The 26623-nt window shown below is 55.6% G+C and carries 26 protein-coding genes; 15 read left to right on the top strand and 11 right to left on the bottom strand.

Features of this window, described 5'->3' with window-relative positions:
* Positions 1–77: 77 nt before the first annotated feature.
* A complete protein-coding gene (rsmC, locus tag F3J31_RS15925) occupies positions 78–1106 on the bottom strand; it encodes a 16S rRNA (guanine(1207)-N(2))-methyltransferase RsmC (protein ID WP_039265277.1) in 1029 nt (342 codons plus the stop codon).
* Between the two features lie 102 nt (positions 1107–1208).
* Here rsmC and F3J31_RS15920 point away from each other — a divergent pair, with 102 nt between their 5' ends.
* The 8 genes from F3J31_RS15920 (at position 1209) to F3J31_RS15885 (ending at position 7571) form a co-directional block, all read left to right on the top strand.
* Positions 1209–1622 (top strand): DNA polymerase III subunit psi, encoded by a 414-nt coding sequence (locus tag F3J31_RS15920; RefSeq protein ID WP_045907736.1) that lies wholly within the window; start codon positions 1209–1211, stop codon positions 1620–1622.
* On the top strand, positions 1591–2034 hold the full coding sequence (gene rimI, locus F3J31_RS15915) for a ribosomal protein S18-alanine N-acetyltransferase (RefSeq protein WP_008502078.1): 444 nt from the start codon (positions 1591–1593) through the stop codon (positions 2032–2034). The genes F3J31_RS15920 and rimI overlap by 32 nt, the downstream gene beginning before the upstream one ends.
* Positions 2035–2054: 20 nt before the next feature.
* Positions 2055–2732, top strand: coding sequence for a pyrimidine 5'-nucleotidase (gene yjjG, locus F3J31_RS15910; protein WP_045907737.1), 678 nt, complete (start codon positions 2055–2057; stop codon positions 2730–2732).
* 91 nt (positions 2733–2823) lie between these two features.
* Positions 2824–4413 carry a peptide chain release factor 3 gene (prfC, locus tag F3J31_RS15905; protein ID WP_008502076.1) on the top strand — a complete coding sequence of 530 codons (1590 nt, stop codon included), beginning with the start codon at positions 2824–2826 and terminating at the stop codon, positions 4411–4413.
* A gap of 299 nt (positions 4414–4712) precedes the next feature.
* Complete coding sequence (osmY, locus tag F3J31_RS15900) at positions 4713–5330, top strand: molecular chaperone OsmY (RefSeq protein WP_008502075.1); 618 nt, start codon at positions 4713–4715, stop codon at positions 5328–5330.
* A gap of 127 nt (positions 5331–5457) precedes the next feature.
* Positions 5458–5619: a DUF1328 domain-containing protein gene (locus F3J31_RS15895; RefSeq protein WP_003856556.1), complete on the top strand. Its 162-nt coding sequence runs from the start codon at positions 5458–5460 to the stop codon at positions 5617–5619.
* A 120-nt stretch (positions 5620–5739) separates the two neighbouring features.
* A complete protein-coding gene (locus F3J31_RS15890) occupies positions 5740–6792 on the top strand; it encodes a patatin family protein (protein WP_008502074.1) in 1053 nt (350 codons plus the stop codon).
* Positions 6789–7571: a TatD family hydrolase gene (locus F3J31_RS15885; protein WP_167214067.1), complete on the top strand. Its 783-nt coding sequence runs from the start codon at positions 6789–6791 to the stop codon at positions 7569–7571. The genes F3J31_RS15890 and F3J31_RS15885 overlap by 4 nt, the downstream gene beginning before the upstream one ends.
* Here the strand turns inward: F3J31_RS15885 and F3J31_RS15880 are convergent.
* Both F3J31_RS15880 and F3J31_RS15875 read right to left on the bottom strand, forming a co-directional pair.
* On the bottom strand, positions 7566–8426 hold the full coding sequence (locus tag F3J31_RS15880) for a YjjW family glycine radical enzyme activase (RefSeq protein WP_167214064.1): 861 nt from the start codon (positions 8424–8426) through the stop codon (positions 7566–7568). The two genes, F3J31_RS15885 and F3J31_RS15880, sit on opposite strands and share 6 nt — an antisense overlap.
* Positions 8401–9948, bottom strand: coding sequence for a YjjI family glycine radical enzyme (locus F3J31_RS15875; protein WP_167214062.1), 1548 nt, complete (start codon positions 9946–9948; stop codon positions 8401–8403). The genes F3J31_RS15880 and F3J31_RS15875 overlap by 26 nt, the downstream gene beginning before the upstream one ends.
* Positions 9949–10210: 262 nt before the next feature.
* On the opposite strand from F3J31_RS15875, the gene deoC reads away from it, so the two are divergent.
* The 4 genes from deoC (at position 10211) to deoD (ending at position 14524) form a co-directional block, all read left to right on the top strand.
* Positions 10211–10990 (top strand): deoxyribose-phosphate aldolase, encoded by a 780-nt coding sequence (gene deoC / locus F3J31_RS15870; RefSeq protein ID WP_003856543.1) that lies wholly within the window; start codon positions 10211–10213, stop codon positions 10988–10990.
* 108 nt (positions 10991–11098) lie between these two features.
* The gene (deoA, locus tag F3J31_RS15865; protein WP_024908263.1) at positions 11099–12421 is read left to right on the top strand and encodes a thymidine phosphorylase; all 1323 of its coding nucleotides are present in this window, start codon (positions 11099–11101) and stop codon (positions 12419–12421) included.
* Positions 12422–12474: 53 nt separating this feature from the next.
* Entirely contained in the window at positions 12475–13698 is a 1224-nt protein-coding gene (deoB, locus tag F3J31_RS15860; RefSeq protein WP_014882457.1) for a phosphopentomutase, read from the top strand.
* A gap of 103 nt (positions 13699–13801) precedes the next feature.
* Positions 13802–14524 (top strand): purine-nucleoside phosphorylase, encoded by a 723-nt coding sequence (deoD, locus tag F3J31_RS15855; RefSeq protein WP_045907741.1) that lies wholly within the window; start codon positions 13802–13804, stop codon positions 14522–14524.
* Between the two features lie 43 nt (positions 14525–14567).
* On the opposite strand, the gene F3J31_RS15850 is transcribed toward deoD, so the two are convergent.
* From F3J31_RS15850 to F3J31_RS15815, 8 genes are all read right to left on the bottom strand, one after another.
* Positions 14568–15272: a DUF1120 domain-containing protein gene (locus F3J31_RS15850; protein ID WP_045907742.1), complete on the bottom strand. Its 705-nt coding sequence runs from the start codon at positions 15270–15272 to the stop codon at positions 14568–14570.
* A 117-nt stretch (positions 15273–15389) separates the two neighbouring features.
* A complete protein-coding gene (locus F3J31_RS15845) occupies positions 15390–15953 on the bottom strand; it encodes a hypothetical protein (protein ID WP_167214059.1) in 564 nt (187 codons plus the stop codon).
* The gene (locus tag F3J31_RS15840) at positions 15944–18310 is read right to left on the bottom strand and encodes a fimbrial biogenesis usher protein (RefSeq protein ID WP_345790465.1); all 2367 of its coding nucleotides are present in this window, start codon (positions 18308–18310) and stop codon (positions 15944–15946) included. Before F3J31_RS15840 ends, F3J31_RS15845 begins: the two co-directional genes overlap by 10 nt.
* A gap of 63 nt (positions 18311–18373) precedes the next feature.
* Entirely contained in the window at positions 18374–19063 is a 690-nt protein-coding gene (locus F3J31_RS15835; protein WP_240152767.1) for a fimbria/pilus chaperone family protein, read from the bottom strand.
* An 82-nt stretch (positions 19064–19145) separates the two neighbouring features.
* Positions 19146–19862, bottom strand: a complete 717-nt coding sequence (locus F3J31_RS15830; protein WP_045907745.1) for a DUF1120 domain-containing protein — start codon at positions 19860–19862, stop codon at positions 19146–19148.
* A gap of 245 nt (positions 19863–20107) precedes the next feature.
* Positions 20108–20818: a DUF1120 domain-containing protein gene (locus F3J31_RS15825; RefSeq protein ID WP_045907746.1), complete on the bottom strand. Its 711-nt coding sequence runs from the start codon at positions 20816–20818 to the stop codon at positions 20108–20110.
* Between the two features lie 234 nt (positions 20819–21052).
* Positions 21053–22069, bottom strand: coding sequence for a lipoate--protein ligase LplA (gene lplA, locus F3J31_RS15820; RefSeq protein WP_167214052.1), 1017 nt, complete (start codon positions 22067–22069; stop codon positions 21053–21055).
* Between the two features lie 39 nt (positions 22070–22108).
* Positions 22109–22753, bottom strand: a complete 645-nt coding sequence (locus F3J31_RS15815; RefSeq protein WP_048225575.1) for a YtjB family periplasmic protein — start codon at positions 22751–22753, stop codon at positions 22109–22111.
* A 117-nt stretch (positions 22754–22870) separates the two neighbouring features.
* On the opposite strand from F3J31_RS15815, the gene serB reads away from it, so the two are divergent.
* The 3 genes from serB (at position 22871) to nadR (ending at position 26567) form a co-directional block, all read left to right on the top strand.
* The gene (gene serB, locus F3J31_RS15810; protein WP_008502066.1) at positions 22871–23839 is read left to right on the top strand and encodes a phosphoserine phosphatase; all 969 of its coding nucleotides are present in this window, start codon (positions 22871–22873) and stop codon (positions 23837–23839) included.
* Between the two features lie 74 nt (positions 23840–23913).
* Positions 23914–25299, top strand: coding sequence for a DNA repair protein RadA (gene radA / locus F3J31_RS15805; protein WP_023293325.1), 1386 nt, complete (start codon positions 23914–23916; stop codon positions 25297–25299).
* 35 nt (positions 25300–25334) lie between these two features.
* Complete coding sequence (gene nadR / locus F3J31_RS15800; protein WP_032643997.1) at positions 25335–26567, top strand: multifunctional transcriptional regulator/nicotinamide-nucleotide adenylyltransferase/ribosylnicotinamide kinase NadR; 1233 nt, start codon at positions 25335–25337, stop codon at positions 26565–26567.
* The last annotated feature ends 56 nt before the right edge of the window (positions 26568–26623 follow it).

The raw sequence follows: 26623 nt of genomic DNA, 5'->3' as shown, positions 1-26623 counted from the left end.
TTGATGGAAAAATGGCCGATGGACGCGCCATGTATCGCCGGATGGCGCTTTCGCGTATCCGGCCTACAGGGAGGCGATTACTTTTTGGCCTGACGCGTCATCACGGTGCGATAGACCTTAAAGCGGCCGGTCTGGGCGATGACTTCGTGGAAGCCAAAGGTTTCGTCCAGCACTTTCGGGTACGCCAGGAAGGCGTTCGCGACGATACGCAGCTCACCGCCGCTGTTGAGGTGACGGACTGCACCACGGATCAGCGTTTGTGCTGCTTCCAGGCTGGTCTCCATACCGTCGTGGAACGGCGGGTTAGAGATGATCATGTCGAAGCGACCGGTGATGTCGGAGAAGACGTTGCTCGCAATCACCTCGCCTTCAATGCCGTTTGCGGCAAGCGTTGCGCGGCTGGCTTCAACCGCCGGGGCGCTCACGTCACACAGGGTTAAACGCACCTTTGGCGAATGGCTGGCGAGCACGGTAGAGAGCACGCCCGCGCCGCAGCCCACGTCCAGCACTTTGCCTTTGGTGTGCGGCGTCAGAGTGGAAAGCAGCAACTTGCTGCCCGTATCCAGCGCATCGCGGCTGAACACGCCCGGCAGCGTTTTGATGGTCAGGCCGTCAAGCTGGTACTCATCCCAGTATGCCTGCGCATCAAATGTTGTCTGTTTTTCCAGACGGCCATGGTACAGACCACAGCGGCGAGCGCTGTCGACTTTGTTCAACGGCGCATAGCCTTCCAGCAGCTGTTCCGCGCTGCGCACGCCGCTGCGGTTTTCACCGACCACGAAAATATCGCAGCCGACCGGCAGCAGGGAGAGCAGGTTCATCAGCTGGAACTGAGCTTCCGGTTTATTCTTCGGCCAGTAGTAGATCAGCGTATCGCAGTCGGCGATATCGCTCTGCTCTGCCACCAGGCTAAAGCGCGCGCGCTCGCCCATCTGGCGGCTCAGCACCTGCCAGTGGTGGTAGTATTGGGTGTGGGCACGGCTTTCAGCACAGTCGAAACGCGCGGGCAGGTCATCCTGCATATCTCCGGCAAACAGAATACGGCTTTCTTCGAAATCATCACTGTGACGCAGCAAGACTTCACTTGCCGGGGTAAATGCAGACATGAATTGTTCCTCAATAAACTCAGCCGGGGATTATAGTAGGTAGATGGCGCACTTTCGACACATTTGCTATATTTGCGCGCCTGAGAGACAGGAGTTTTCCCTATGACATCCCGACGAGACTGGCAGTTGCAGCAGCTGGGCATCACCCAGTGGGCTTTGCGTCGCCCGACGGCGTTGCAGGGCGAAATCGCCATCTCCATCCCGGCGCACGTTCGTCTGGTGATGGTGGCGGAAGAACTGCCTGCCCTGAATGACCCCCTGATCGATGATGTCCTTCGCAGCCTGAAGCTGACGGCCGACCAGGTTTTACCGCTGACGCCAGAGCGTGTCGCGATGCTGCCTCCTGATAGCCGCTGTAACAGCTGGCGTATCGGTGAGGCGAATGAGATCTCTCTTCAGGGGAGCCAGATCTGCTCGCCAGCGCTGGACGAACTGAAAGCCAACCCAAAAGCGCGCAGCGCGCTATGGCAACAAATCTGCGAATATGAACACGATTTCTTCCCTCACGACGCCTGACCTGTCCACAGCGTTCGCGATTGAAACACGCGCCCACGCGTTTCCGTGGAGCGAAAAAACCTTCGCCAGCAATCAGGGCGAACGGTATCTGAACTACCGCCTGGACGTTGACGGCACCATGGCCGCTTTCGCGATCACGCAGGTTGTTCTTGATGAGGCGACGCTGTTTAATATCGCGGTTGATCCCGCGTTTCAGCGCCGTGGGCTGGGAAGAGAACTGCTTGAGCACCTCATCCGTGAGCTCGAAACCCGTGACGTTTTCACCCTGTGGCTGGAGGTGCGCGCGTCGAATGTCGCCGCCATCGCGCTTTATGAAAGCTTAGGCTTTAACGAGGCGACAATCCGCCGTAACTACTACCCCACCGCAGAGGGACGTGAAGACGCCATCATAATGGCTCTGCCGATTGGATAATAAAAAATAAGGTTGTAACGATGAAATGGGACTGGATTTTCTTTGATGCCGACGAAACGCTGTTTACGTTCGACTCGTTCGGCGGCCTGCAGCGGATGTTTCTCGACTATAGCGTAACCTTCACCGCTGAAGATTTTCAGGACTATCAGGCGGTCAACAAACCGCTGTGGGTGGATTACCAGAACGGTGCCATCACCGCGTTACAGCTTCAGCATCAGCGCTTTGACGTCTGGGCGGAACGCTTAAAGGTCAGTCCGGGGACGCTTAACGAGGCTTTCCTTAACGCCATGGCCGATATCTGTGCGCCGCTGCCGGGCGCGGTTTCCCTGCTGAATGCGTTGAAAGGCAAGGTGAAACTGGGGATCATCACCAACGGTTTTACCGCCCTGCAGCAGATCCGCCTTGAGCGTACCGGCCTGCGCGATCATTTTGACGCGCTGGTGATCTCGGAAGAGGTTGGCGTGCCGAAGCCAGATCCGCGAATTTTCGACTACGCGCTGGCGCAGGCCGGCAATCCCGACCGCGATCGTGTCCTGATGGTGGGGGATACGGCAGAGTCAGATATTCTGGGCGGCATGAAGGCCGGTCTGTCGACCGTGTGGCTCAATGCGCATGGCCGTGAGAAGCCTGACGGCATCGAGCCGACCTGGACCGTGACGTCGTTGAACGAACTGGAGCAACTCCTGTGTAAACAATGATTGCCTGCCCCCCGTTGATGGGTAAAATAGCCGCAATTTTGTATTCCATGATGCGTGGCGTGCTGCCGCGCTTATAAAAGAAGATTTAATTATGACGTTGTCTCCTTATCTGCAAGAGGTGGCCAAGCGCCGCACTTTTGCCATTATCTCGCACCCCGATGCCGGTAAAACGACCATCACTGAGAAGGTGTTGCTGTTCGGACAGGCGATCCAGACTGCGGGTACCGTTAAAGGCCGTGGCTCCAGCCAGCATGCAAAATCCGACTGGATGGAGATGGAAAAACAGCGTGGTATTTCGATTACCACCTCCGTGATGCAGTTCCCGTATCACGACTGCCTGGTGAACCTGCTGGACACCCCGGGCCACGAAGACTTCTCCGAAGATACCTACCGTACCCTGACGGCGGTGGACTGCTGTCTGATGGTGATCGACGCCGCGAAAGGTGTAGAAGATCGTACCCGTAAGCTGATGGAAGTCACCCGTCTGCGCGATACGCCGATCCTCACCTTTATGAACAAACTCGACCGTGACATCCGCGATCCGATGGAGCTGATGGATGAAGTGGAAAACGAGCTGAAGATCGCCTGTGCGCCAATCACCTGGCCGATTGGCTGCGGTAAGCTATTCAAAGGCGTTTATCACCTCTATAAAGACGAAACCTACCTGTATCAGACCGGTAAAGGCCACACCATTCAGGAAGTGCGCATTGTTAAAGGTCTGGACAACCCGGATCTGGACGCGGCGGTCGGGGAAGAGCTGGCCGCGCAGCTGCGCGACGAGCTGGAGCTGGTCAAGGGCGCGTCTCACGAATTCGACAAAGAGCTGTTCCTGAGCGGCGAAATTACCCCGGTCTTCTTCGGTACCGCACTGGGTAACTTCGGCGTTGACCACATGCTCGACGGTCTGGTGGAGTGGGCGCCGCAGCCGATGCCGCGCAAAACCGACACCCGTGAAGTGGAAGCAAAAGAAGAGAAGTTCACCGGCTTCGTATTTAAGATTCAGGCCAACATGGATCCGAAACACCGTGACCGCGTGGCCTTTATGCGCGTGGTGTCCGGTAAATATGAAAAGGGCATGAAGCTGCGTCAGGTGCGTATCGGGAAAGACGTTGTCATCTCCGACGCGCTGACCTTTATGGCGGGTGACCGTTCGCACGTTGAAGAAGCCTATCCGGGCGACATCATCGGTCTGCACAACCACGGCACCATCCAGATCGGCGACACTTTCACGCAGGGTGAAATGATGAAGTTCACCGGTATTCCGAACTTCGCACCGGAACTGTTCCGTCGCATTCGTCTGCGCGATCCGCTTAAGCAGAAACAGCTGCTGAAAGGCCTGGTTCAGCTCTCCGAAGAGGGTGCCGTGCAGGTCTTCCGCCCGATTGCGAACAACGATCTGATCGTTGGCGCGGTCGGCGTGCTGCAGTTTGACGTGGTTGTTGCGCGCCTGAAGAGCGAATACAACGTAGAAGCGATTTACGAATCGGTGAACGTCGCGACCGCGCGCTGGGTTGAGTGTTCTGACGTGAAGAAATTCGAAGAATTTAAGCGTAAGAATGAAGTTCAGCTGGCGCTGGATGGCGGCGATAACCTGACCTATATTGCCCCAACCATGGTGAACCTGAATCTGACGCAGGAGCGTTATCCTGACGTCCAGTTCCGTAAAACCCGCGAGCACTAATCCCCTCTCAGAGCACGGCAGCAGCCGTGCTCTTCTTTTATTCCTGTCTTATTAATCCCTTGCGGAATGTTCTTAATTCAACGCAATTTCACGCTATTCGCCCATTTTTTACCCAATTCTGAAAGCGGCTCTGTGAGAGTGATCTATATTTAACTCAGTGTTTAACACCGGGTGTGGATAAATTAACTGTTCAATGCATGGCTTTAGGTTATCCATTTTGCCCGCGTGTTTATTCGCAATATATATCACTACTAAGGAAGTACGTAGCCCGAATAACGGGTCAACACAGGAATAGATCGATGAATATGACAAGACTGAAGATTTCTAAAACTCTGCTGGCTGTAACACTGGGTAGCGTTCTGGTGAGCGGCTCCGCCCTGGCGGAAAGCAGCACCATGGATAAAGCACAATCCACGGCTGACAGCGCAGGGCAAAAAATCGATAGCTCTATGAATAAAGTCGGCAATTTCATGGATGACAGCTCTATCACAGCAAAAGTGAAAGCCGCACTGGTGGATGATGAAGCCATCAAGAGCACCGATATTTCCGTTAAGACCGACAAAAAAGTGGTCACGCTGAGCGGCTTTGTTGAAAGCCAGGCTCAGGCAGAACAGGCGGTGAAAGTGGCGAAAGGCGTCGAAGGCGTTGCCTCCGTCAGCGATAAGCTGCATGTCCGTGACGGCAAAAATGCGTCGGTGAAAGGTTATGCCGGTGATGCAGCCACCACCAGCGAAATCAAAGCTAAACTTTTAGCAGATGACATCGTGCCGTCCCGTAAGGTGAAAGTGGAAACCACCGATGGTGTGGTTCAGCTTTCCGGTACGGTAGATTCGCAGGCGCAAAGTGAGCGTGCCGAGTCCATTGCGAAAGCGATTGATGGTGTGAAAAGCGTTAAAAACGATCTGAAAACGAAGTAAATCTGGACCATTCGCCCGTCTGGCTAAAACCTGCGGGCGATATAAGAACGACTCTGGAAAAACGCCGGTGAGTGACCTGAGCGCTCACGTTTAGCGGCCGACATTAACTATGGTAAAGGAGAAGCTTATGTTTCGTTGGGGCATTATATTTCTGGTTATCGCGTTAATTGCCGCCGCATTGGGCTTTGGTGGACTGGCAGGTACAGCGGCATGGGCAGCTAAAATTGTCTTCGTTGTCGGTATTATTCTGTTCCTGGTCAGCCTGTTTACGGGGCGTCGACGTCCGTAGCAAACGCAATATTCCGTCAACAAAATAAAGCCAGTCACTGCGACTGGCTTTTTCTTATTTGCGTAACAGGTCGGGTGCGTTACTGTGGTGTTATAAAATAATCAAAACAGGAAAGCAGAGGTGGGGCAACGAATTCCCGTTACGCTCGGCAACATTGCGCCGCTGACGTTAAAACCGTTTCGCGCAGGTCAACTCGCGCTGGTCTGCGAGGGTGGCGGACAGCGCGGCATTTTCACCGCTGGCGTGCTGGACGAATTTATGCGCGCGCAGTTCAACCCGTTTGACCTGTACTTCGGCACGTCTGCCGGGGCACAGAATCTTTCTGCCTATGTCTGTAACCAGCCCGGATACGCGCGAAAGGTCATCATGCGCTACACCACGGCGAAAGAATTTTTTAATCCGGTGCGCTTTGTGCGCGGCGGTAACCTGATCGACCTCGACTGGCTGCTGGAATCAACTTCCAGCCAGATGCCGCTGGCCATGGACACCGCGGCCCGCCTGTTTGATAGCGGTAAAGAATTCTGGATGTGCGCCAGCCGGGGGGATGACTATTCGCCGGGCTATTTTTCTCCGCAGAAGGAGAACTGGCTGGACATCATCCGCGCCTCCAGCGCCATTCCCGGTTTTTATCGTACCGGTGCGCTGCTGGACGGCATTAGCTATCTGGACGGCGGGATCAGTGACGCCGTGCCGGTGCAGGAAGCCGCCCGTCGCGGGGCGAAAACCATTGTGGTGATCCGTACCGTACCGTCGCAAATGTATTACACCCCACAGTGGTTTAAGCGGATGGAGCGCTGGCTGGGCGACAGCAGCCTGCAGCCGCTGGTGAACATCGCGAAGCAGCATGAAACCACCTACGGCGCGATGCAGCGTTTCATTGAAAAGCCACCGGGTAAGCTGCGTATTTTTGAAATTTATCCGCCTAAGCCGCTGCTGAGCATGGCGCTGGGCAGCCGCGTCCCTGCGCTGCGCATGGATTACAAAACGGGGCGGCTGTGTGGACGCTACTTCCTGGCGACGGTGGGGAAAATGCTGGCGGAGCAACCGCCGCTTCATCGCCATAAACGCATTATTACGCCGCCTGCGATTGTCGCCAACGACGCTCTGACGGTGCCCCTGGTGGACATTCCGCAGGCGAATGACGCTTTACTGGATAACGAGGATCTGGCGTGATGCACCGCTTTATCGATACCCACTGCCACTTTGATTTCCCGCCGTTTACGGGAGATGAAGAACACAGTATTGCGAAAGCGGCTGACGCAGGCGTTCAGGCCATTATTGTGCCGTCAGTAGAAGCGGCGTACTTTTCCCGCGTGCTGGATCTTTCCACGCGTCATCCTGCGCTCTATGCCGCGCTTGGCCTGCATCCGATCGTGATTGAGCGGCATCGTGATGAGCACATTGAGAGACTTGATGAGATCCTGCGGACCGCAGGGAACAAGCTTGTCGCCATCGGGGAGATCGGCCTCGATCTTTATCGCGAGGACCCGCAGTTTGAGCGCCAGCAGACGATCCTCGACGCGCAGCTCAGGCTGGCGAAGCGTCACGATCTGCCGGTGATCCTTCATTCAAGACGCACGCACGATAAGCTGGCGATGCACCTGAAACGCATCGATCTGCCGCGCAGGGGCGTCGTGCACGGTTTCTCCGGCAGCCTGCAGCAGGCGCAGCGTTTCATTGAACTGGGCTATAAAATTGGAGTGGGTGGCACCATCACCTATCCGCGCGCCAGTAAAACCCGTGACGTGATGGCACAGCTGCCGCTGTCGGCGCTTCTGCTGGAAACTGACGCGCCGGATATGCCGCTGAACGGTTTTCAGGGACAGCCGAATCGCCCGGAACAGGCGGCGCGCGTGTTCACCACCCTGTGTGAACTGCGACAGGAGCCAGAAGAGGTAATTGCCGATGCGCTGCTGGAAAATACGCGTTCGGTATTTGGCATCACGCTATAGATAAAGCGCCGGGCGAATCACCGTTATCCTCTGTTTTTCCAGCGCCCGCGCCAGCGGTTCAACGTCTTCCGGCGTGGCGCTACGCCATGACGCTGCCTCACCGTATACGCCGTGCGCATGAAACGCGTTAAGGCGTACCGGCACGTTTCCCAGCCCGTGGATAAACGCCGTCAGCGGCTTCAGATGTTCCAGGTAATCACACTGCCCCGGAATGACCAGCAAGCGGAGCTCCGTCAAACGGTGGCGTTCTGCCAGCCAGCGGATACTCTGCTTGATCTGCGGATTGTCGCGCCCGGTCAGGAAGCGGTGATGCGCGTTCTCCCATGCTTTAAGGTCCAGCATCGCGCCATCCAGTACCGGCAGCAGCTTTTGCCAGCCGGTTTCGCTTAAAAGACCATTGCTGTCGACCAGACAGGTCAGATGACGCAGGGCGGGATCGGCTTTGATCGCGGTGAACAGCGTCACTAAAAACGGTAATTGCGTTGTGGCTTCACCGCCGCTCACGGTGATCCCCTCGATAAACGGTGCGGATTTGCGGACCTGGGTGAGGATCTCCTCCACGCTCAGGCGGTGCGCCATGGGCGTCGCCTGCTGCTGGCACAGGTGCAGGCAGGTGTCGCACTGCTGGCAGTCGTTCTCCTGCCACCAGACGCGCCCGGCCTGAATGGTCAGCGCGTCGTGCGGGCAGTGGGGCACGCAGTCCCCGCAGTCGTTGCAGCGGCCGATCGTCCACGGGTTGTGGCAGGTTTTACAGCGCAGGTTGCAGCCCTGCAGGAACAGAGCCAGGCGGCTGCCCGGCCCGTCCACGCAGGAAAAAGGGATGACCTGACTAACTAAAGCGCATCTGCTGTTCATGGCTAATCACGCGCGGCTGACGTTCCAGAATGCGGGTATTGCGTGCGGCTTCTTCCCCCAGCCACGTGGTGTTCGTTCTCGACCCTGCTTCCCGGTATTTCTCCAGATCCGATAGCCGCACCATATACCCGGTGACGCGCACCAGATCGTTACCCGCGACGTTGGCGGTAAACTCGCGCATACCCGCCCTGAACGCGCCCAGGCACAGCTGGACCACCGCCTGCGGGTTGCGTTTTACCGTTTCATCCAGCGTCAGGATATCGCTTATCCCGGAAGAGTAGTGCTTGTGATGGGGAGCCACCACCAGCAGGTGGCTGATGGGATCCGGCTCGTCGCCGTAGGGCAGGCGCGCGCCCGGCGTGGTGCCCGAATCGGAGCTGATCCCCGACTGCGCATGGAGCATCGCGCGCTGCTTCCAGCCGTGTTTCACCGGCGTGTTTTCGACAAACGCCGCAAGCTGTTCGCTGATGCGGTAGCCCAGCGCGTTGGCCTGTTCATCCTTTCCGTAACGTCCCGCGATGCCTGCTTTCTCACAGAGCACGTTTACCGCTTCTGCCAGACCGTACATGCCAAACATCGGCACAAACCGATCGGCATCTATCAGCCCCTCTTTCACCAGGAAGCTATTCTCAAAGAAGCCGGATTGTTGATACAGGAAATCGCAGCGGGCATCAATGATGGCCATTTGCTGCTGGCAGTAGTGCGGAAGGGCGCGACTGAAGAAGTCTTCACTTGACGTGCTGTGTTCGGCGATGGCCTTGAGGTTGAGACGCACCAGGGTGCTGCCACCGCCAGCCAGAGGCAGGGAGTTGTAACAGCTCACCACGCCATAACGGCCTTTTGTGAAAATTTTATCATTCACCGGGCCATTAGAAATATGCGGTTTGCTGCATTCACATATGTTTTTCGCCACCTCAAGCAGTAAATCATCCGGGGTGATCTCTGGATCATAAATAAAGGTCAGGTTCGGCGCGACCTGCTTCAGCTCTGCATCGGCACGCAGAATGGCACGGGTAATGGGCGTATCTTCCGGCCCGATATTGGCATGCATAAAGGCATCCGGCAGCGTACGGTCAAGATAGCGCCAGAAACGTTTTATTCGGCTATTGATTTCTTCTTGTGTTAGAATTCTAACATACGGTTGCAGCAGCGCATCAAGCTGGCCGAGATAGACCGGCATCGATGTGACGGACGGAACATGATGGTAGAGGATGGTTAACAGCGAGAGGGCATCGTCGAGATCTTTTGCGCCTTCCAGCTCCAGCCATTCTGAACCGTTAGCCAGAAATTTTGCGTAATCCGGCAGAACGTAACGGGGTTTGTAAGGCGCATGGCCTTCGAACATGTCACAGATAAACCCCTCGTCTAGCGCGGCGCGCGCAGCTTCAGGAAGTGCCGGATACGGCAGGTTGTTTTCCGCTTCCAGCGCCAGAAAATGACGTTTTTGTTCCGGGGTTAACACCGGGCTTGTCACAATTTGCTGGCAACGTTGCTGCAGGGCGTCGAGGCTGGAGTGAGGCATATTCGCTTCCTTGAATGTTCTGCGGATGATGAACGGATTGTAGAAAGCCTGCCTGTTGGCGCTTTTGATCCCACAGGGGGTATTGCTGCTTTAGTCGGCAATCTGCGCACTAAAGTTTGAAGAAGATCTCATTACAGTAATGCAAATTTGTACGCAGTTTTCATTAACTGTGATGAATGTCGAAGTGTGGATGCGGGTGGATGTTAGAATACTCACAGACCCGCAAGGTAAAATTTATACGGCACTGCCGTTGGAGATTGTTATGACCGATTTAACTGCAAGCAGCCTGCGCGCGTTGAAACTGATGGACCTGACTACCCTGAACGATGACGACACCAATGAGAAAGTCATCGCCCTGTGCCATCAGGCGAAAACGCCAGTGGGTAACACCGCAGCCGTTTGTATCTACCCGCGCTTTATCCCGATTGCCCGTAAGACGCTGAAAGAGCAGGGCACCCCGGATGTGCGCATTGCAACCGTGACTAACTTCCCGCACGGCAACGACGATATCGAGATTGCGCTGGCAGAAACCCGCGCGGCGATTGCCTACGGTGCAGACGAAGTTGACGTGGTGTTCCCTTACCGCGCGCTGATCGCCGGTAACGAGCAGGTCGGTTTTGACCTGGTGAAGGCCTGTAAAGACGCGTGTGCGGCGGCAAACGTGCTGCTGAAAGTGATCATCGAAACCGGCGAGCTGAAAGAAGAGGCGCTGATTCGTAAAGCGTCTGAAATCTCCATCAAAGCCGGCGCGGATTTCATTAAAACCTCTACCGGTAAAGTGCCGGTAAATGCGACCCCGGAAAGCGCGCGCATCATGATGGAAGTGATCCGCGACATGGGCGTGTCCAAAACCGTAGGCTTCAAACCTGCGGGCGGCGTGCGTACCGCCGAAGACGCGCAGCAGTTCCTGGCGATTGCCGACGAACTGTTCGGCGCCGACTGGGCCGATTCCCGTCACTACCGCTTCGGTGCGTCCAGCCTGCTGGCCAGCCTGCTGAAAGCGCTGGGTCACGGCGACGGTAAGAGCGCAAGCAGCTACTGATTGCCAACAATGCCGGATGACGCTTCGCTTATCCGGCCTACAGGATCGTAGGGCGGGTAAGCGTAGCGCCACCCGCCACAATTCCCCCGATTCCGCATGGAGGTTACCGTGTTTCTCGCACAAGAAATTATTCGTAAAAAACGTGATGGTCATGCATTAAGCGACGAAGAGATCCGCTTCTTCATTAACGGCATTCGTGATAACACCGTCTCAGAAGGGCAGATTGCGGCTCTGGCGATGACCATTTTCTTCCACGATATGTCGATGCCTGAGCGCGTGTCGCTGACCATGGCGATGCGAGATTCAGGAACCGTTCTGGACTGGAAAAGCCTCAACCTTAACGGCCCGATTGTGGATAAACACTCCACCGGCGGCGTGGGTGACGTGACCTCCCTGATGCTCGGCCCAATGGTGGCAGCCTGTGGCGGTTACATCCCGATGATCTCCGGACGCGGCCTGGGCCACACCGGCGGTACGCTCGATAAACTGGAAGCCATTCCGGGCTTCGATATCTTCCCGGATGACAACCGCTTCCGCGACATTATTAAAGACGTTGGTGTGGCGATTATCGGCCAGACCAGCTCTCTTGCTCCGGCAGACAAGCGTTTCTACGCGACCCGCGACATCACCGCGACCGTTGACTCCATCCCGCTGATCACCGCCTCTATCCTGGCGAAGAAGCTGGCAGAAGGGCTGGACGCGCTGGTGATGGACGTGAAGGTAGGCAGCGGCGCGTTTATGCCAACCTATGAACTCTCTGAGGCGCTGGCCGAAGCGATCGTTGGCGTCTCTAACGGCGCAGGCGTGCGCACTACCGCACTGCTCACCGATATGAACCAGGTGCTGGCTTCCAGCGCCGGTAACGCCGTCGAAGTGCGTGAAGCCGTCCAGTTTCTGACGGGGGAATACCGTAACCCGCGCCTGTTCGACGTCACCATGGCGCTGTGTGTTGAGATGTTAATCTCCGGCAAGCTCGCCAAAGACGACGCCGACGCCCGCGCGAAGCTGCAGGCGGTGCTGGACAACGGCAAAGCGGCGGAGATCTTCGGCCGCATGGTCGCGGCGCAAAAAGGCCCGACCGATTTCGTCGAAAATTACGCGAAGTACCTGCCAACCGCGACGCTCAGCAAAGCGGTGTATGCCGATAGCGAAGGGTTTGTCTCCGCCATGGACACCCGTGCCCTCGGCATGGCAGTGGTCTCAATGGGCGGCGGCCGTCGTCAGGCCTCAGACACCATTGATTACAGCGTCGGCTTTACCGATATGGCCCGTCTGGGCGACAGCGTTGACGGCCAACGTCCGCTGGCGGTGATCCACGCCAAAGACGAAGCCAGCTGGCAGGAAGCGGCGAAAGCGGTGAAAGCGGCCATCACGCTTGACGATAAAGCACCGGAAACCACACCGACTGTCTATCGCCGTATCACCGAATAGCGGTATACTGATCTGATCGATAATTTTTGAAGCACTACGTACGGAGAACAATTATGAAACGTGCATTTATTATGGTGCTGGACTCATTCGGCATCGGCGCAACCGAAGATGCAGAACGTTTTGGTGACGTGGGTTCCGATACCATGGGTCACATCGCGGAAGCCTGTGCGAAAGGCGAAGCGGACAACGGTCGTAAAGGCCCTCTGACTCTACCAAACCTGACCCGCCTCGGGCTGGTGAAAGCGCATGAAGGCTCTACCGGTAAAATCGCAGCCGGTATGGACGGCAACGCGGAAGTCGTGGGCGCCTATGCCTGGGCGCACGAGCTCTCATCCGGTAAAGACACCCCGTCTGGTCACTGGGAAATCGCCGGTGTGCCGGTGCTGTTCGACTGGGGTTACTTCTCCGATCACGAGAACAGCTTCCCGCAGGAGCTGCTCGATAAGCTGGTGAAGCGTGCAAACCTGCCGGGTTACCTCGGCAACTGCCACTCTTCCGGTACCGTGATTCTGGACCAGCTCGGCGAAGAGCACATGAAAACCGGCAAGCCGATTTTCTACACTTCTGCTGACTCCGTGTTCCAGATTGCCTGCCACGAAGAGACGTTTGGCCTGGATAAACTCTACGAGCTGTGCGAAATCGCCCGCGAAGAGTTGACCGAAGGCGGCTACAACATTGGCCGCGTGATCGCGCGTCCGTTTATTGGTGACAAAGCGGGTAACTTCCAGCGTACCGGTAACCGTCACGATCTGGCCGTTGAGCCGCCGGCGCCAACCGTGCTGCAGAAGCTGGTCGATGAGAAAGACGGTCACGTGGTGTCCGTGGGTAAAATTGCGGATATCTACGCTAACTGCGGCATCACCAAAAAGGTCAAAGCGACCGGTCTCGATGCGCTGTTCGATGCCACCATCAAAGAGATGAAAGAAGCGGGCGACAAGACCATTGTCTTCACCAACTTCGTGGACTTCGACTCCTCCTGGGGTCACCGTCGCGACGTCGCGGGTTATGCTGCGGGTCTTGAGCTGTTCGACCGCCGTCTGCCGGAGCTGATGGAGCTGGTGGGTGAAGATGACATTCTGATCCTGACCGCGGACCACGGCTGTGACCCAACCTGGACCGGTACCGACCACACCCGCGAGCATATTCCGGTGCTGGTGTACGGCCCGAAAGTGAAGCCGGGCTCGCTGGGTCACCGTGAAACCTTCGCGGACATCGGCCAGACCCTGGCGAAATATTTTGGTACGTCTGACATGGAATATGGCAAGGCCATGTTCTGATGTCATTGCCCGGTGGCGCTTCGCTTACCGGGCCTACGGTTTTGTAGGCCGGGTAAGGCATAGCCGCCACCCGGCAAAAACAACAATGTAAAAGGAACTGAAGATGGCAACTCCTCACATTAATGCAGAAATGGGTGATTTCGCTGACGTCGTGTTGATGCCGGGCGACCCGCTGCGCGCGAAGCACATTGCAGAAACCTTCCTCGAAGACGTGCGTGAAGTGAATAACGTACGCGGCATGCTGGGCTTCACCGGTACCTATAAAGGCCGCAAAATCTCCGTCATGGGTCACGGTATGGGTATCCCATCCTGCTCTATCTACACCAAAGAGCTGATCACCGACTTCGGCGTGAAGAAAATCATCCGCGTGGGCTCCTGTGGCGCGGTGCGTATGGACGTTAAGCTGCGCGACGTGGTTATCGGTATGGGTGCCTGCACCGATTCCAAAGTAAACCGCATGCGTTTCAAAGACCATGACTTCGCGGCAATCGCTGACTTCGGCATGGTGCGTGACGCGGTTGACGCGGCAAAAGCGCTGGGCGTTGACGCGCGCGTGGGTAACCTCTTCTCCGCCGATCTGTTCTATGCACCAGACGGCGGCGAGATGTTCGACGTGATGGAAAAATACGGCATTCTGGGCGTGGAAATGGAAGCGGCGGGTATCTACGGCGTTGCGGCTGAGTTTGGTGCGAAAGCGCTGACCATCTGCACCGTGTCCGACCATATCCGTACTCATGAGCAGACCACTGCCGCTGAGCGTCAGACCACCTTCAACGACATGATCAAAATCGCGCTGGAATCCGTTCTGCTGGGCGATAAAGCGTAATGTTGTCTGCCGGGCGGCATTCGCTGCCCGGCATTTTCACTTCTTACAGATACACGACGCTGATCGTCGCCTGACCATCAAACTCGGTGTCTTCCGTCAGAGACAGCTTCTTCAGGTTTTCTACTGCCAGCGAGACGTTCAGCGGGAAAGAGACGCTGGTCACCGCCATCGGGTCGGTTTTACCGGCAGATGCCACGCTCATCAGACCCAGGTCTTTGTTCGCAATGGTGCCACCATTGGCTTTCTGCCAGCGGCCCATACTTGTACCTGCAGACAGCGCAGTACGGATAGGCTCAACCGTTGCGCCGTTCGCCGTGACGTCACCGGTGCTGGTATACACTGAGTATGCGCCGATGTTCTTACCGTCATGCGTTTTACCCAGACCAAAGGTCGAGATGCTGCCGCGCAGCTCGCCACCGTTAGACGTCGCATTCATCACCTTCAGATTGGAACTGCTGCCGGTGCTGGCATTGGTGTCTGCACGGTTATCCGCAATGCTCCAGCCCACTTTAGTCGGCGTTGGGCAGTTGATCGTGAGTGTCAGACCCTTTTCACCCAGTTGGGTTGCCTGGGTTTGAGAGAGATCGCCGACCTGGACGGTACCGAAATCGATCACGCCATTGTTGCTGAGTTCAGGCGTACAGGAATTGCCGGTCAGCGACGCTTTGACTTTCAGTACCGCTGTGTCACCCGCATGAGCACAGGTCGCTGCCAGTGCCAGTGCGGCGGCAAGGAGACTCTTTTTCATGGTTAATCCTTAACATAGATGTAATGAATATTAAATTGAATGGACGGATCCATAATTTAAAAGGTTTATTTTTCTTCTTACTCTTCACCCAAAAAATGAATACGAAGGTGAATTCTTTTACTCGCTTGTTAATAATTCCCAGGAGAGGGTGCTTTCCAGGTCGGTATTATCGGAAATTCTGCGCAGCTGGTTATTATTAATGATGGGTATAAGTTTTATGGTTACGCTCATTTGCTTGCCCTGAACCGGTGTCGCGTTTTGGCGAGCAATGATGCCGTCGTTGTTTTTCAGGAAAACATTTTCTTTGGGGCTGTCTGATGAGGTAAATTTTACCCGGTCGGTGGTTTTGACGAGATCGTAGTGGCGTCCGTCTACCGTCATGTTGTTCGCGACCAGCGCCAGCCGTCCCTCCTGCCCAAACAGCACGCCGCCGTTGGCGCCAGACGCGGACTGCATGAACAGGGCCATGACCTGAGGCTGAGGGCAAAACACGTTGATCATCACCTCTTTTGCGGGCATGCGATTCCAGTTTTTCAGCGAGGCAGCAATATCGTCCTGTTTGAATCGGCCAAACGAGACGGTCGGCTGAGAAAGGGTCATCTGGCACTCCTCGCTGAATACCTGAGAGGCGAAAAATAATGTCAGACCGCTCAGCATCACGTTAACTATTTTCACTGGCATGTTCCTTCTGCTTTTTCGTAATAGGCGTCTTTATCTTTCTCTTCATTCAGCGTGTAGTGGATCTGGCATAAACGCGTCATATTGTCGTCCACGACATACAGCTCCGGCGTCGTCGAGGCATCGGAAATAAACACGCTGCCGTTATCCATCACACTGACAATATAGTTGCTGTCTTTGTCCACGATACTTAGCCCTTTTTCGAGCCAGCCGCCATTGACATGTTTTACCTTCAGCATCACGCGACGGGTATTCAGCACATGGAAATCGACCTGTGCAAATGAGCCGTAGGCCGCGGACACGGTCTGGATACCATTTGATAAATCCATCCCCTGCGGCAGCGAGCTGGTATTGATCACAATTTGTGATTTCTGCCACTCTCTGAGCCCGGGAACGACGGCTTGCCCCCAGTAATCTGTCCAGACGGTGCCATCGGGTGTGGTGATTTCTATCCCGCTTTCCGGCTCACTTAGCCTTGCGATGCCAAAGGTCTCTTTCACCGGGAAGGGGGCAAAGGTGAGGCCATGGCGGTGCATGACAATGCCACCCCCTAACGATGCGCTGTAGTTATGCTGGTTTCCGTCATTCAGACCGGCAGACAGCCCAAGTTGGGTATAGTGCAGGTTGGTCGTGATATTGCCGTTAAAGGAATCACTTTTGTCCTGATTATCGCGATCGGCAGAAATGTTGTAGTTAAGGTTTCGGCCGACAGAACCGCTGTCCTGGACGCCATAGTTTTGCTTTTCACCCTGAGTACGCATGTAGGTACTGACGCGATCGTCGCCCAGAGGGACGATCAGGCTGACATAGAAGAGATCGTCATTGTTGCTGGTGCTGTTTTCTGTTTCGCTATTGCTCATGGCGTGTTGCCAGTTTACGGACAGCGAGGTACGCCCCAGGCTTTTGCTCCACGAGGCCATCAGATAGCGTGAGTCACCGCTGCTCTCATCGCCAGAGTTCGCGCTGTATTGTAAAGAGAGGGAGCCGATGTATTCGTTGTTCCAGCTGAGGCTGGTATTCCATGCGTTTTCATAGCTTTGCGATTCTTCGTCCATGGCTTCGGTGAGCTCACGAAAGTCGCCGTTATACTGGGAAGCACTGAGCCCGAGCGTCAGCTGCGCGGGGAGTAAAATATTGCTGCTGAGCTCAAACTTGCTGCCCCGCTGCGTATCATAAAAGCGGGACTGACTTAGCAATACGCTGGGTGAAATGAGCCAGTTTTCATTGACGGACCAGTCGAGCTTTGCACCGGTAGACTGGTATTTCTCGGCCAGCACGCTTGCCGCAACGGCAGTCAGGCGTGTAGTCAGGCTCGTACCGTCAGACACGGTGAACACCCAGGGAGAGTTCTTTTCATCGCCACTGTCGCGAACCTGACCAAGTGCCAGATTTAACCCCTCGGCACGGTTGCTCCCGATGACGTTGAGGGCTGATGAGGGCACGGTGAAATGGGTTGTTGAGCCATCGGTTTCGATGACGCTGACATCCAGGTCAACATTGCTGCGCAAAACCGGTACGTCCGGCAGCGTGAAGGGACCGGCATTGATCAGCGAAGAATAGATAACCTGACCGGACTGACGAACTTCTACGCGAGCCTGGTTTGTACGGGCAATACCGGAGACTTCCGTGACCTGAATATTGGGCTGAAGACCGGTTTCAGGCATGAGCTGGACCCCGGTAATTTGCGCGCCGCTAAACAGGGCGGAGTTGATATTGATTTGACCGACCTGCGCACGCATTTTTTTCTCTTCAAAAACGTGCTCAGCGTAGGTGTAAAGATTCTCGGCGCTGCGGGTGCCGTTATCGTCCGTCAGGATGTAGTTACTGCGCAGCGTCCAGTTTGCAATGTTAATACCGGTGCCGATATTTCCCTGTGAAAACGTGCTGTTGCCACCGCTGCCATATTCGTTGTAGTTGGTGAAAGCGTTGTAGTTAATGAGGCCCGCAATGCCGCCGTGAGAGTAAAACCTGGCGGCATAGAACCCGTTATCCATGGCTTCTGCCGGAACGAATATCTCCAGTGACTCGGTGTTGGGCATGAGCTTGATCGTGGCTGAAGGGTAGTCTTTGAGCAGGTCATGACACGTCTCTTTTTCGCTGATATTTAGCGGTAAAAGCCCCACGGCGCTGATGAAATCATCATCAACGCAGAGCTGCCCTTCATCCCCAATTTTGACGGCGAGGCTGCCCTTTTCAATGCCGTTTATTTTTACCTGCACGGCATGCTTGCCAGGCAGATAGCGTTGAGCTTCAGAGAAATAGTGGGCGAGGTTGGTACTGATGCCACGTGTCGCCAGAATATCTGTATTAAAATCCACATCGGACGCATGCAGCGCGGAAGACGGCAGTAATGCTGCCACTACTGCCGCTCGGCGCATCCTGTTGCGCAATGATAGCTCAGTCACCAAAGCATCCCTGTCGTTTTAGCGTTTAAGGGGGGCTGTGTAGTTATCCACTTCAATCCCGTAGCGGCTCGCGGGGCTGAACTCTACTGCGTTATCGGTGCTACCCATCGGCTTGTCCATCTGCACTTTCATGGTTTCACCCGGCAGGATAAAGGTCTTGTTGACCAGCCCGGTTGCTCGCGATGGAAGTAGGGTAATGGCGGTTGAGAAGCGCACGACGTAAGGGGAGGTATTGCGCACCACAACCTCTTTTCCTTCCAGCGACCAGGTCAGTAACTTCCACGCATCGGTGACGACAGGCAGACTTTTCGGATGGATCAGTACCGGCAGATCCTGGCGAAGGTTAATCCCCACCTTCACGTTTTTATCTTTGCTCTTCGGCGGAATGCCTTCGAAGATCACGCGCTTATAGTGTTCGACCGTGAGAGGTTTATCGGTTTCAAGAATAAAACGCACCTGCTGTTCCTGGCCTGGTTCCAGACGAACAACCGGCTGGGTGACGTTGAGCTTTACGCCATTTTCCCCTTCGATATCGTTAATAGAGGTGTAGAGCAGAGTCGGTATGGTGTCGGTATTTTTGACGCTCATTACGCCGCCGTGGTTGGCTTCATCGATCATCAGCAGCGTGGTTTCAGGTACCATGCCTGCGGCGAACAGCGTGGTGGGAAGCGCGAATAAAAGGACGGAAAACAGGGATGTAGTTTTCATTATTCTGGTCATGATTTTTTCGTGGTTAACGGTATTAAAAAACTCCCCATCGAAATGGAGAGTTTTGCGGCAACATGCTGAATTACAGATAAACCAGCGTAATAGTGGACTGGCCGTCGAGATCGGTTTTGTCGGTCAGGGTCAGATCTTTGCTTGGCGCGATAGCCAGCGCGATTTTCAGTGGGAAAGCTGCAGTGGTGAAGGCCATTGGCGCACGCTCACCCGTTTTGGCAACGGTCATTACGTCGGTACCGTCGTTCATGATGATGCCGCTGGTCCACATGTTCACCCAGCTTCTGCTGCTGATGGCGCCGCCGGTGTACATAGACGCGGCGATAGGCTGAGCCGTTGCGCCGTCTGCGGTGACGGAAGTCAGATAGGTCGCAACGGAATAGGCACCGATGTTTTCCCCTGCGCTGGTTTTACCCACGCCGTTCAGCTGGTAGTTACCGGATGCCTGAGCACCGTTCGCCGTGCCGTTATCCACGTGGAACTCGCTTGATGTTTTATTCTTACCGGCATTTGAATCTGCACGGTCATCTTTGATCGTCCAGCCTACGCGGGTAGCCGACTGGCATTTGATGGTGAATGTCACATCTTTATGGCCAGCCTGGTAGGCCGCGGAGGAGGAAAGCGAATCCAGACCCACTTCGCCGAAATCTGCCAGACCGCCGTTGCTGATTTCAGGCACGCAACCAGCGCTGGTCAGCGTTCCCTGAACTTTCAGCATTGCAGTCGGTTCAGCATAGACCGCAGTCGCTGCCATTGATAAAACGGTAGCGAGAAGGAGCTTTTTCATTGTTATTCCTTAACCATAGAAAGAGTTAATAACTCAGATATTTTTAATTTAAAAATGACTTGCAAATCGATAAGTATCGGCATGACAAGCAGCGCCGATTTTAGTAATGATTTAAGTAATTCAATAATTAGTTTTACTTACACGTGCTTTGAGATTTAATAAGGCTCATTTAAACATTTATGAATGTATTTATTTAAATGAAAACGGCGGAATACTCCGCCGTGATAGTGACCAATCGTCAATGATTACAGGTAAACCAGCGTGATGGTGGTTTCGCCGCTCAGCTGAGCTTCATCCGTGGTGGACAGGCGGTTAGTGTTAACAATCGCCAGAGACACTTTGAACGGATAAACCACGTTGGTGATGGCCAGCGGTGCGGTATAGCCAGGCTTGGTTGCGGTCATAATTTCCGCGTTACCGTTAGCGATAACGCCAGACGCCAGGTTGCGCCACATGTATTCGCCTTTGCTGTTCACGTAGGCTGGGGCATAGATAGCCTGGGCAGGCATGCCGTTAGCCGTGATTTCATTGACGCGGGTGCTGATCGCATACGCACCAATTTTGTCGCCAGCGGCAGTGGTGCCCACGCCATAGGTGGTGCCTGCACCATACACGTCGCCGCCATTGTCTTTAGCATCACGAATATAAAACTCGCTGGAGCTCAGATCGTTTGCCGCATTGGAGTCTTCTTTGTTATCGGCAATACTCCAGGCAACTTTGGTTGCAGACGGGCAGTTGATGGTCAGAGACATGTCTTTCTGACCCATCTGGTTGGTCTGGGTTGGAGAGAGCTGATCCAGCGCGATAGTCCCAAAATCAATAGAACCGCCGTTGCTTAATTCAGGGGTGCAAGAAGCATGGTTCATTTTACCCTGAACCTTCATCACGATGCTGCCGTCTGCCAGCGCTGCCGTGGACGTCATTGCAATCAGTGTTGCAAGAAGAACTTTTTTCATTGTTATTCCTTAACCAATAATTGAATAATTGTATTAATTATCATGAAGTCATTAACTTGCAGTGTTGCAAGCGCGAAGATTCTATTAATGGTTAATGTTAATTCTATAATGATTAATTCTAATTTTTGTTTTGAGAAATATTAATGCGGGTAAATACATTTGTGCATGTATTTACATGTAGAGGGAGGCGAATAATAAAAAAGCGGTGCATTTATTCACCGCTTTTTATCCGGGTTATTTTATAGCCTGGGCGATCCAGGCCGATAATTCCCGCAATTCTCTTTCTTGTTGCGGAAAATCGCCGATCAGCGCATCACACTCCTGCTGCAACATATCCGCCCGATACAAACAGCCCTGCAGACGCGCAGCCAGCGCCTCTAACGGTGCCGGATTGAGACTATCCGTAAAGACCTGCGTGCGGGTAATGTGGCCCTTCTCAACGTCAAAGTGCAATTCCACGCCGCCCCAGGTAAAACGTTCGTCCAGCAGATGGGAAAAGGCAGGGGCCTGACCGAAGTTCCACTCCCAGCTGCTCTGGCGGGCGAAGGTGTCGGCGAAGTTGGGCAGGTCCGGCGTTTTGTCCGGGGAGATCACTTCGGCTTCTACCTGCTCACCGTAATGTTCAAAGAAAGCGTCACGGATCGCATCGCAAATCTGCGCGTGAGTAATCCCGGGCAGCAGTTCCACCAGATTCGCCACGCGCCCGCGTACGGACGTAATGCCCTTAGCCTGTAGCTTTTTCTTATCAGGATTAAGGTAGTTCGCCAGACGGCTCAGATCGGCATTCAGCAACAGGGTGCCGTGGTGGAAGCCGCGATCCATCGTTTCACGATAGGCAGAGCCGGAGACCTTGCGGTCACCGTCGGGCGTTTTGACCACCAGATCGTTGCGTCCCGAAGCTTCAGCCGTCACGCCGAGCGCATTGAGCGCGTTGAGGACGATGGATGTTGAGATGGTTTTGTCGTATTCCGGTTTTCCCGCCATAAAGGTAAAGCAGGTATTGCCCAGATCGTGGAACACCGCACCGCCGCCGCTGCTCCGGCGCGCCAGGCGGACGTTGTCTTCTTCCATGCGCCGGGTGTTGCACTCTTTCCACGGATTTTGCGCACGACCAATGACCACCGTATCGGCGTTACGCCAGAGAAAGAGGACGCGCTGGGTGGCAGGCATCTGGCGGAAGATGCACTCTTCCACCGCGAGATTAAACCAGGGATCGTAAGAGTCAGAGATAAGCAGGCGTAACGTCGTCATGGCAAAGTTCCTTTTCTGAATCGTTCGCCTACTTTATCACTATTCTTTCTTCTCGCTCTCTTCGTCTTCGGGGACCGACCGGCTGGCGGTCAGCAGGAACGGGGATTGCTGCCAGCGCGTGCGTTTGCCGCGAAGCAGGGTGCGCGCCAGCACAACGCCAATGGCGAGCGAAAGCAGCAGCATCAGGCGCAGAATGTTGGTGGTATTATCGACCTGCTTGGCTTCAGTAGGAAGAGTATGGGTGTCGAGCGTCAGGCGCAGATACCCCAGAGGGCCATTCTTGCCCTGAATAGGTTCAACAAGCTGTTGGTTGAAGTAGCCGCCGGCTTTTTTGCCGTCCAGCGCCAGCCTGTCGCGCACGTCGACATGTTCGCCCGCGCGGGCAATCAGGTTGCCTTGCTCATCATAGACGCCCGCATCAAGAATGCGGCTGTTCTCCGTCAGCAGGCGTAAAACCTGGCCTATTCGCTTCTCGTCCGGCGTTTCGGTTCGCATGGACGGCGCGACGTTGAGCGTCACCTGGCGTGCCAGCGTGCGGGCCAGCTCTTCAAACTGCGGGTTGCGTTGCCGTTGATGATTCTGGCTAAACCACGATGCCCCTTGCATCAGCACCACTAAGAGTGCGAGACAGGAAAGGACAATCACGGCGCGATGGAGCCGGAATTTCAGTTTTGCGCGAGCCATATTCCACCTGCTGAAAATTTACGGCTTAATGTTGCCAGAAGTGATGGTTACAGGGTAGCCTCATGCGTTATTTTCCCTCTGCAACCTTCCGGCGCGAACGAAATTACAGGAGCTTTAATGCCGAACATTACCTGGTGTGACCTGCCAACGGATGTCTCTTTATGGCCAGGATTGCCGCTCTCTTTAAGTGGCGATGAGGTGATGCCTCTGGATTACCATGCCGGTCGTAGCGGCTGGCTGCTGTACGGACGCGGTCTGGATAAGCAACGCCTGACCCAGTATCAAACTAAACTGGGGGCCGCGATGGTCATCGTCGCCGCCTGGTGCGTGGAAGACTACCAGGTCATTCGACTGGCGGGCTCTCTGACGCAGCGCGCCACGCGCCTGGCGCATGACGCCGGGCTGGACGTTGCGCCACTGGGTAAAATTCCGCACCTGAAAACGCCTGGCCTGCTGGTCATGGACATGGACTCTACCGCCATTCAGATCGAGTGTATTGACGAAATTGCGAAGCTGGCGGGCAGCGGCGAGCTGGTGGCGGAAGTCACCGAGCGTGCGATGCGCGGCGAGCTGGATTTCACCGCCAGCCTGAGACAGCGCGTGGCGACCCTGAAAGGGGCCGATGCCAACATTCTGCGCCAGGTGCGCGATGTGCTGCCGCTGATGCCCGGGCTGACGCAGCTGGTGCTGAAGCTGCAGTCCCTCGGCTGGAAGGTGGCGATCGCCTCCGGTGGCTTCACCTTCTTCGCGGATTATCTGCGGGAAAAACTGCATCTGACCACCGTGGTGGCCAATGAGCTGGAGATCATGGACGGCAAGCTGACCGGCCAGGTGATCGGCGATATTGTGGATGCCCAGTACAAAGCCAATACGCTGACGCGTCTGGCGGAAAAATATGAAATTCCGGTTGTCCAGACCGTCGCCATCGGGGACGGCGCGAACGACCTGCCGATGATCAAAGCGGCCGGCCTGGGCATTGCCTACCATGCCAAGCCAAAAGTGAATGAAAAGACGGAAGTGACTATCCGTCACGCTGACCTGATGGGGGTGTTCTGCATTCTCTCCGGCAGCCTTAATCAGAAATAACGGTATGCTTTGTAGGCCGGGTAAGCGTAAGCGCCACCCGGCACGCAGGCCGCAGAGAAATAACGAGGTAAACCGTGGCGAAAGCTCCAAAACGCGCATTTGTCTGTAATGAATGTGGTGCGGATTATCCGCGCTGGCAGGGGCAATGCAGCGCCTGTCATGCCTGGAACACCATCACCGAAGTGCGTGGTGTGGCGGCTTCGCCGAGCGTGGCGCGCAATGAACGCCTGAGCGGCTACGCGGGCAATGCGGGCGTAGCGAAAGTCCAGAAGCTCTCGGACATCAGCCTCGAAGAGCTGCCGCGCTTCTCCACCGGATTTAAAGAGTTCGATCGCGTGCTCGGCGGTGGCGTGGTGCCGGGCAGCGCGATTCTTATCGGTGGTAACCCGGGCGCGGGCAAGTCAACCCTGCTGCTGCAAACGCTCTGCAAGCTCGCCGAACAGATGAAAACCCTGTACGTCACGGGGGAAGAGTCCCTGCAGCAGGTGGCGATGCGCGCGCACCGTCTGGGCCTGCCGACCGGTAATCTGAACATGCTGTCGGAAACCAGCATCGAGCAGATCTGCATGATCGCCGAAGAAGAGCAGCCGAAGCTGATGGTGATCGACTCCATTCAGGTGATGCACATGGCGGACATCCAGTCCTCGCCGGGCAGCGTCGCGCAGGTGCGTGAAACGGCGGCCTACCTGACGCGCTTTGCTAAAACACGCGGCGTGGCGATTGTGATGGTGGGCCATGTGACCAAAGATGGCTCGCTGGCGGGACCGAAAGTGCTCGAACACTGTATCGACTGCTCCGTGATGCTCGATGGCGACGCGGATTCCCGCTTCCGCACCCTGCGCAGTCATAAAAACCGCTTTGGTGCGGTGAACGAGTTAGGCGTGTTTGCCATGACCGAGCAGGGGCTGCGCGAAGTCAGCAACCCGTCGGCCATCTTCCTGAGCCGTGGCGATGAGATCACCTCCGGCAGCTCGGTGATGGTGCTGTGGGAAGGGACGCGCCCGCTGCTCGTCGAAATTCAGGCGCTGGTCGATCACTCGATGATGGGCAACCCACGGCGCGTAGCGGTTGGTCTGGAACAGAACCGTCTGGCGATCCTGCTGGCGGTGCTGCACCGTCACGGCGGTCTGCAGATGGCGGATCAGGACGTCTTCGTGAACGTGGTCGGCGGCGTCAAAGTCACCGAGACCAGCGCAGACCTGGCGCTGCTGCTGGCGATGGTCTCCAGCCTGCGCGACAGACCGCTGCCGCAGGATCTGGTCGTCTTCGGCGAAGTGGGCCTTGCCGGGGAAATCCGTCCGGTGCCGAGCGGGCAGGAGCGAATCTCCGAGGCGGCAAAACACGGTTTCCGTCGCGCGATAGTTCCGGCTGCCAACGTGCCGAAAAAAATCCCGGAAGGGATGCAGGTATTTGGCGTGAAGAAACTCGCAGATGCGTTAAATGTCTTTGACGACTTATAATTACGTATTCGATTTTGCAGGAGGCACCGTAATTTATGTCATCATTTGACTACATCAAGACCGCTATCCGCCAGAAGGGCTGCACGCTGCAGCAGGTGGCAGACGCCAGCGGCATGACCAAAGGCTACCTGAGCCAACTGCTGAACGCCAAAATCAAAAGCCCCAGCGCGCAGAAGCTCGAAGCGCTGCACCGCTTTCTGGGGCTGGAATTCCCGCGTATGCAAAAGAACATCGGCGTGGTGTTCGGCAAGTTTTACCCGCTGCATACCGGGCATATCTATCTGATCCAGCGCGCCTGCAGCCAGGTGGACGAGCTGCACATCATCATGGGGTACGACGAAACCCGCGATCGCCAGCTGTTTGAAGACAGCGCCATGTCGCAGCAGCCGACCGTGCCGGACCGCCTGCGCTGGCTGCTCCAGACCTTCAAGTACCAGAAAAACATTCGCATTCATGCCTTCAACGAAGAGGGCATGGAGCCGTACCCGCACGGCTGGGACGTGTGGAGCAACGGCATCAAAGCGTTTATGGAAGAGAAGGGCATTGCGCCTAACTGGATCTACACCTCTGAAGAGTCCGACGCGCCGCAGTTCCGCGAGCATCTGGGCATTGAGACGGTGCTGATCGATCCGAAACGCACCTTCATGAACATCAGCGGGGCGCAGATCCGCGAAAACCCGTTCCGCTACTGGGATTACATCCCGACCGAGGTGAAGCCGTTCTTTGTGCGCACCGTCGCGATCCTGGGCGGCGAGTCGAGCGGTAAGTCAACGCTGGTCAACAAGCTGGCGAATATCTTCAATACCACCAGCGCGTGGGAGTACGGGCGCGACTATGTCTTTTCCCACCTGGGCGGCGATGAGATGGCGCTGCAGTATTCCGACTACGACAAAATCGCGCTCGGTCATGCCCAGTACATTGATTTCGCGGTGAAATACGCCAACAAGGTGGCGTTTATCGATACCGATTTTGTCACCACCCAGGCGTTCTGCAAAAAGTACGAAGGGCGTGAACATCCGTTCGTGCAGGCGCTGATTGACGAATACCGCTTTGACCTGGTGATCCTGCTGGAAAACAATACCCCGTGGGTGGCCGACGGCATGCGCAGCCTCGGCAGCTCCGTCGACAGGCGAGAATTCCAGACCATGCTGGTGGATATGCTCAACGAAAACAACGTTGAGTTTGTGCATGTGGAAGAGTCGGATTACGACTCCCGTTTCCTGCGCTGCGTCGAGTTGGTGAAGGAGATGATGGGGGAGCAGGGTTAAAGACGGCTCCGTGCTATCCCCTCTCCCCTATGGGGAGAGGGTTAGGGTGAGGGGGA

The sequence above is a fragment of the Enterobacter sp. Acro-832 genome (assembly GCF_011752745.1).
In the GTDB taxonomy this organism is placed as follows: domain Bacteria; phylum Pseudomonadota; class Gammaproteobacteria; order Enterobacterales; family Enterobacteriaceae; genus Enterobacter; species Enterobacter quasiroggenkampii.
The sequence above is the reverse complement of the archived record's forward strand: the minus strand, read 5'-3'. Positions and strand labels throughout refer to the sequence as shown.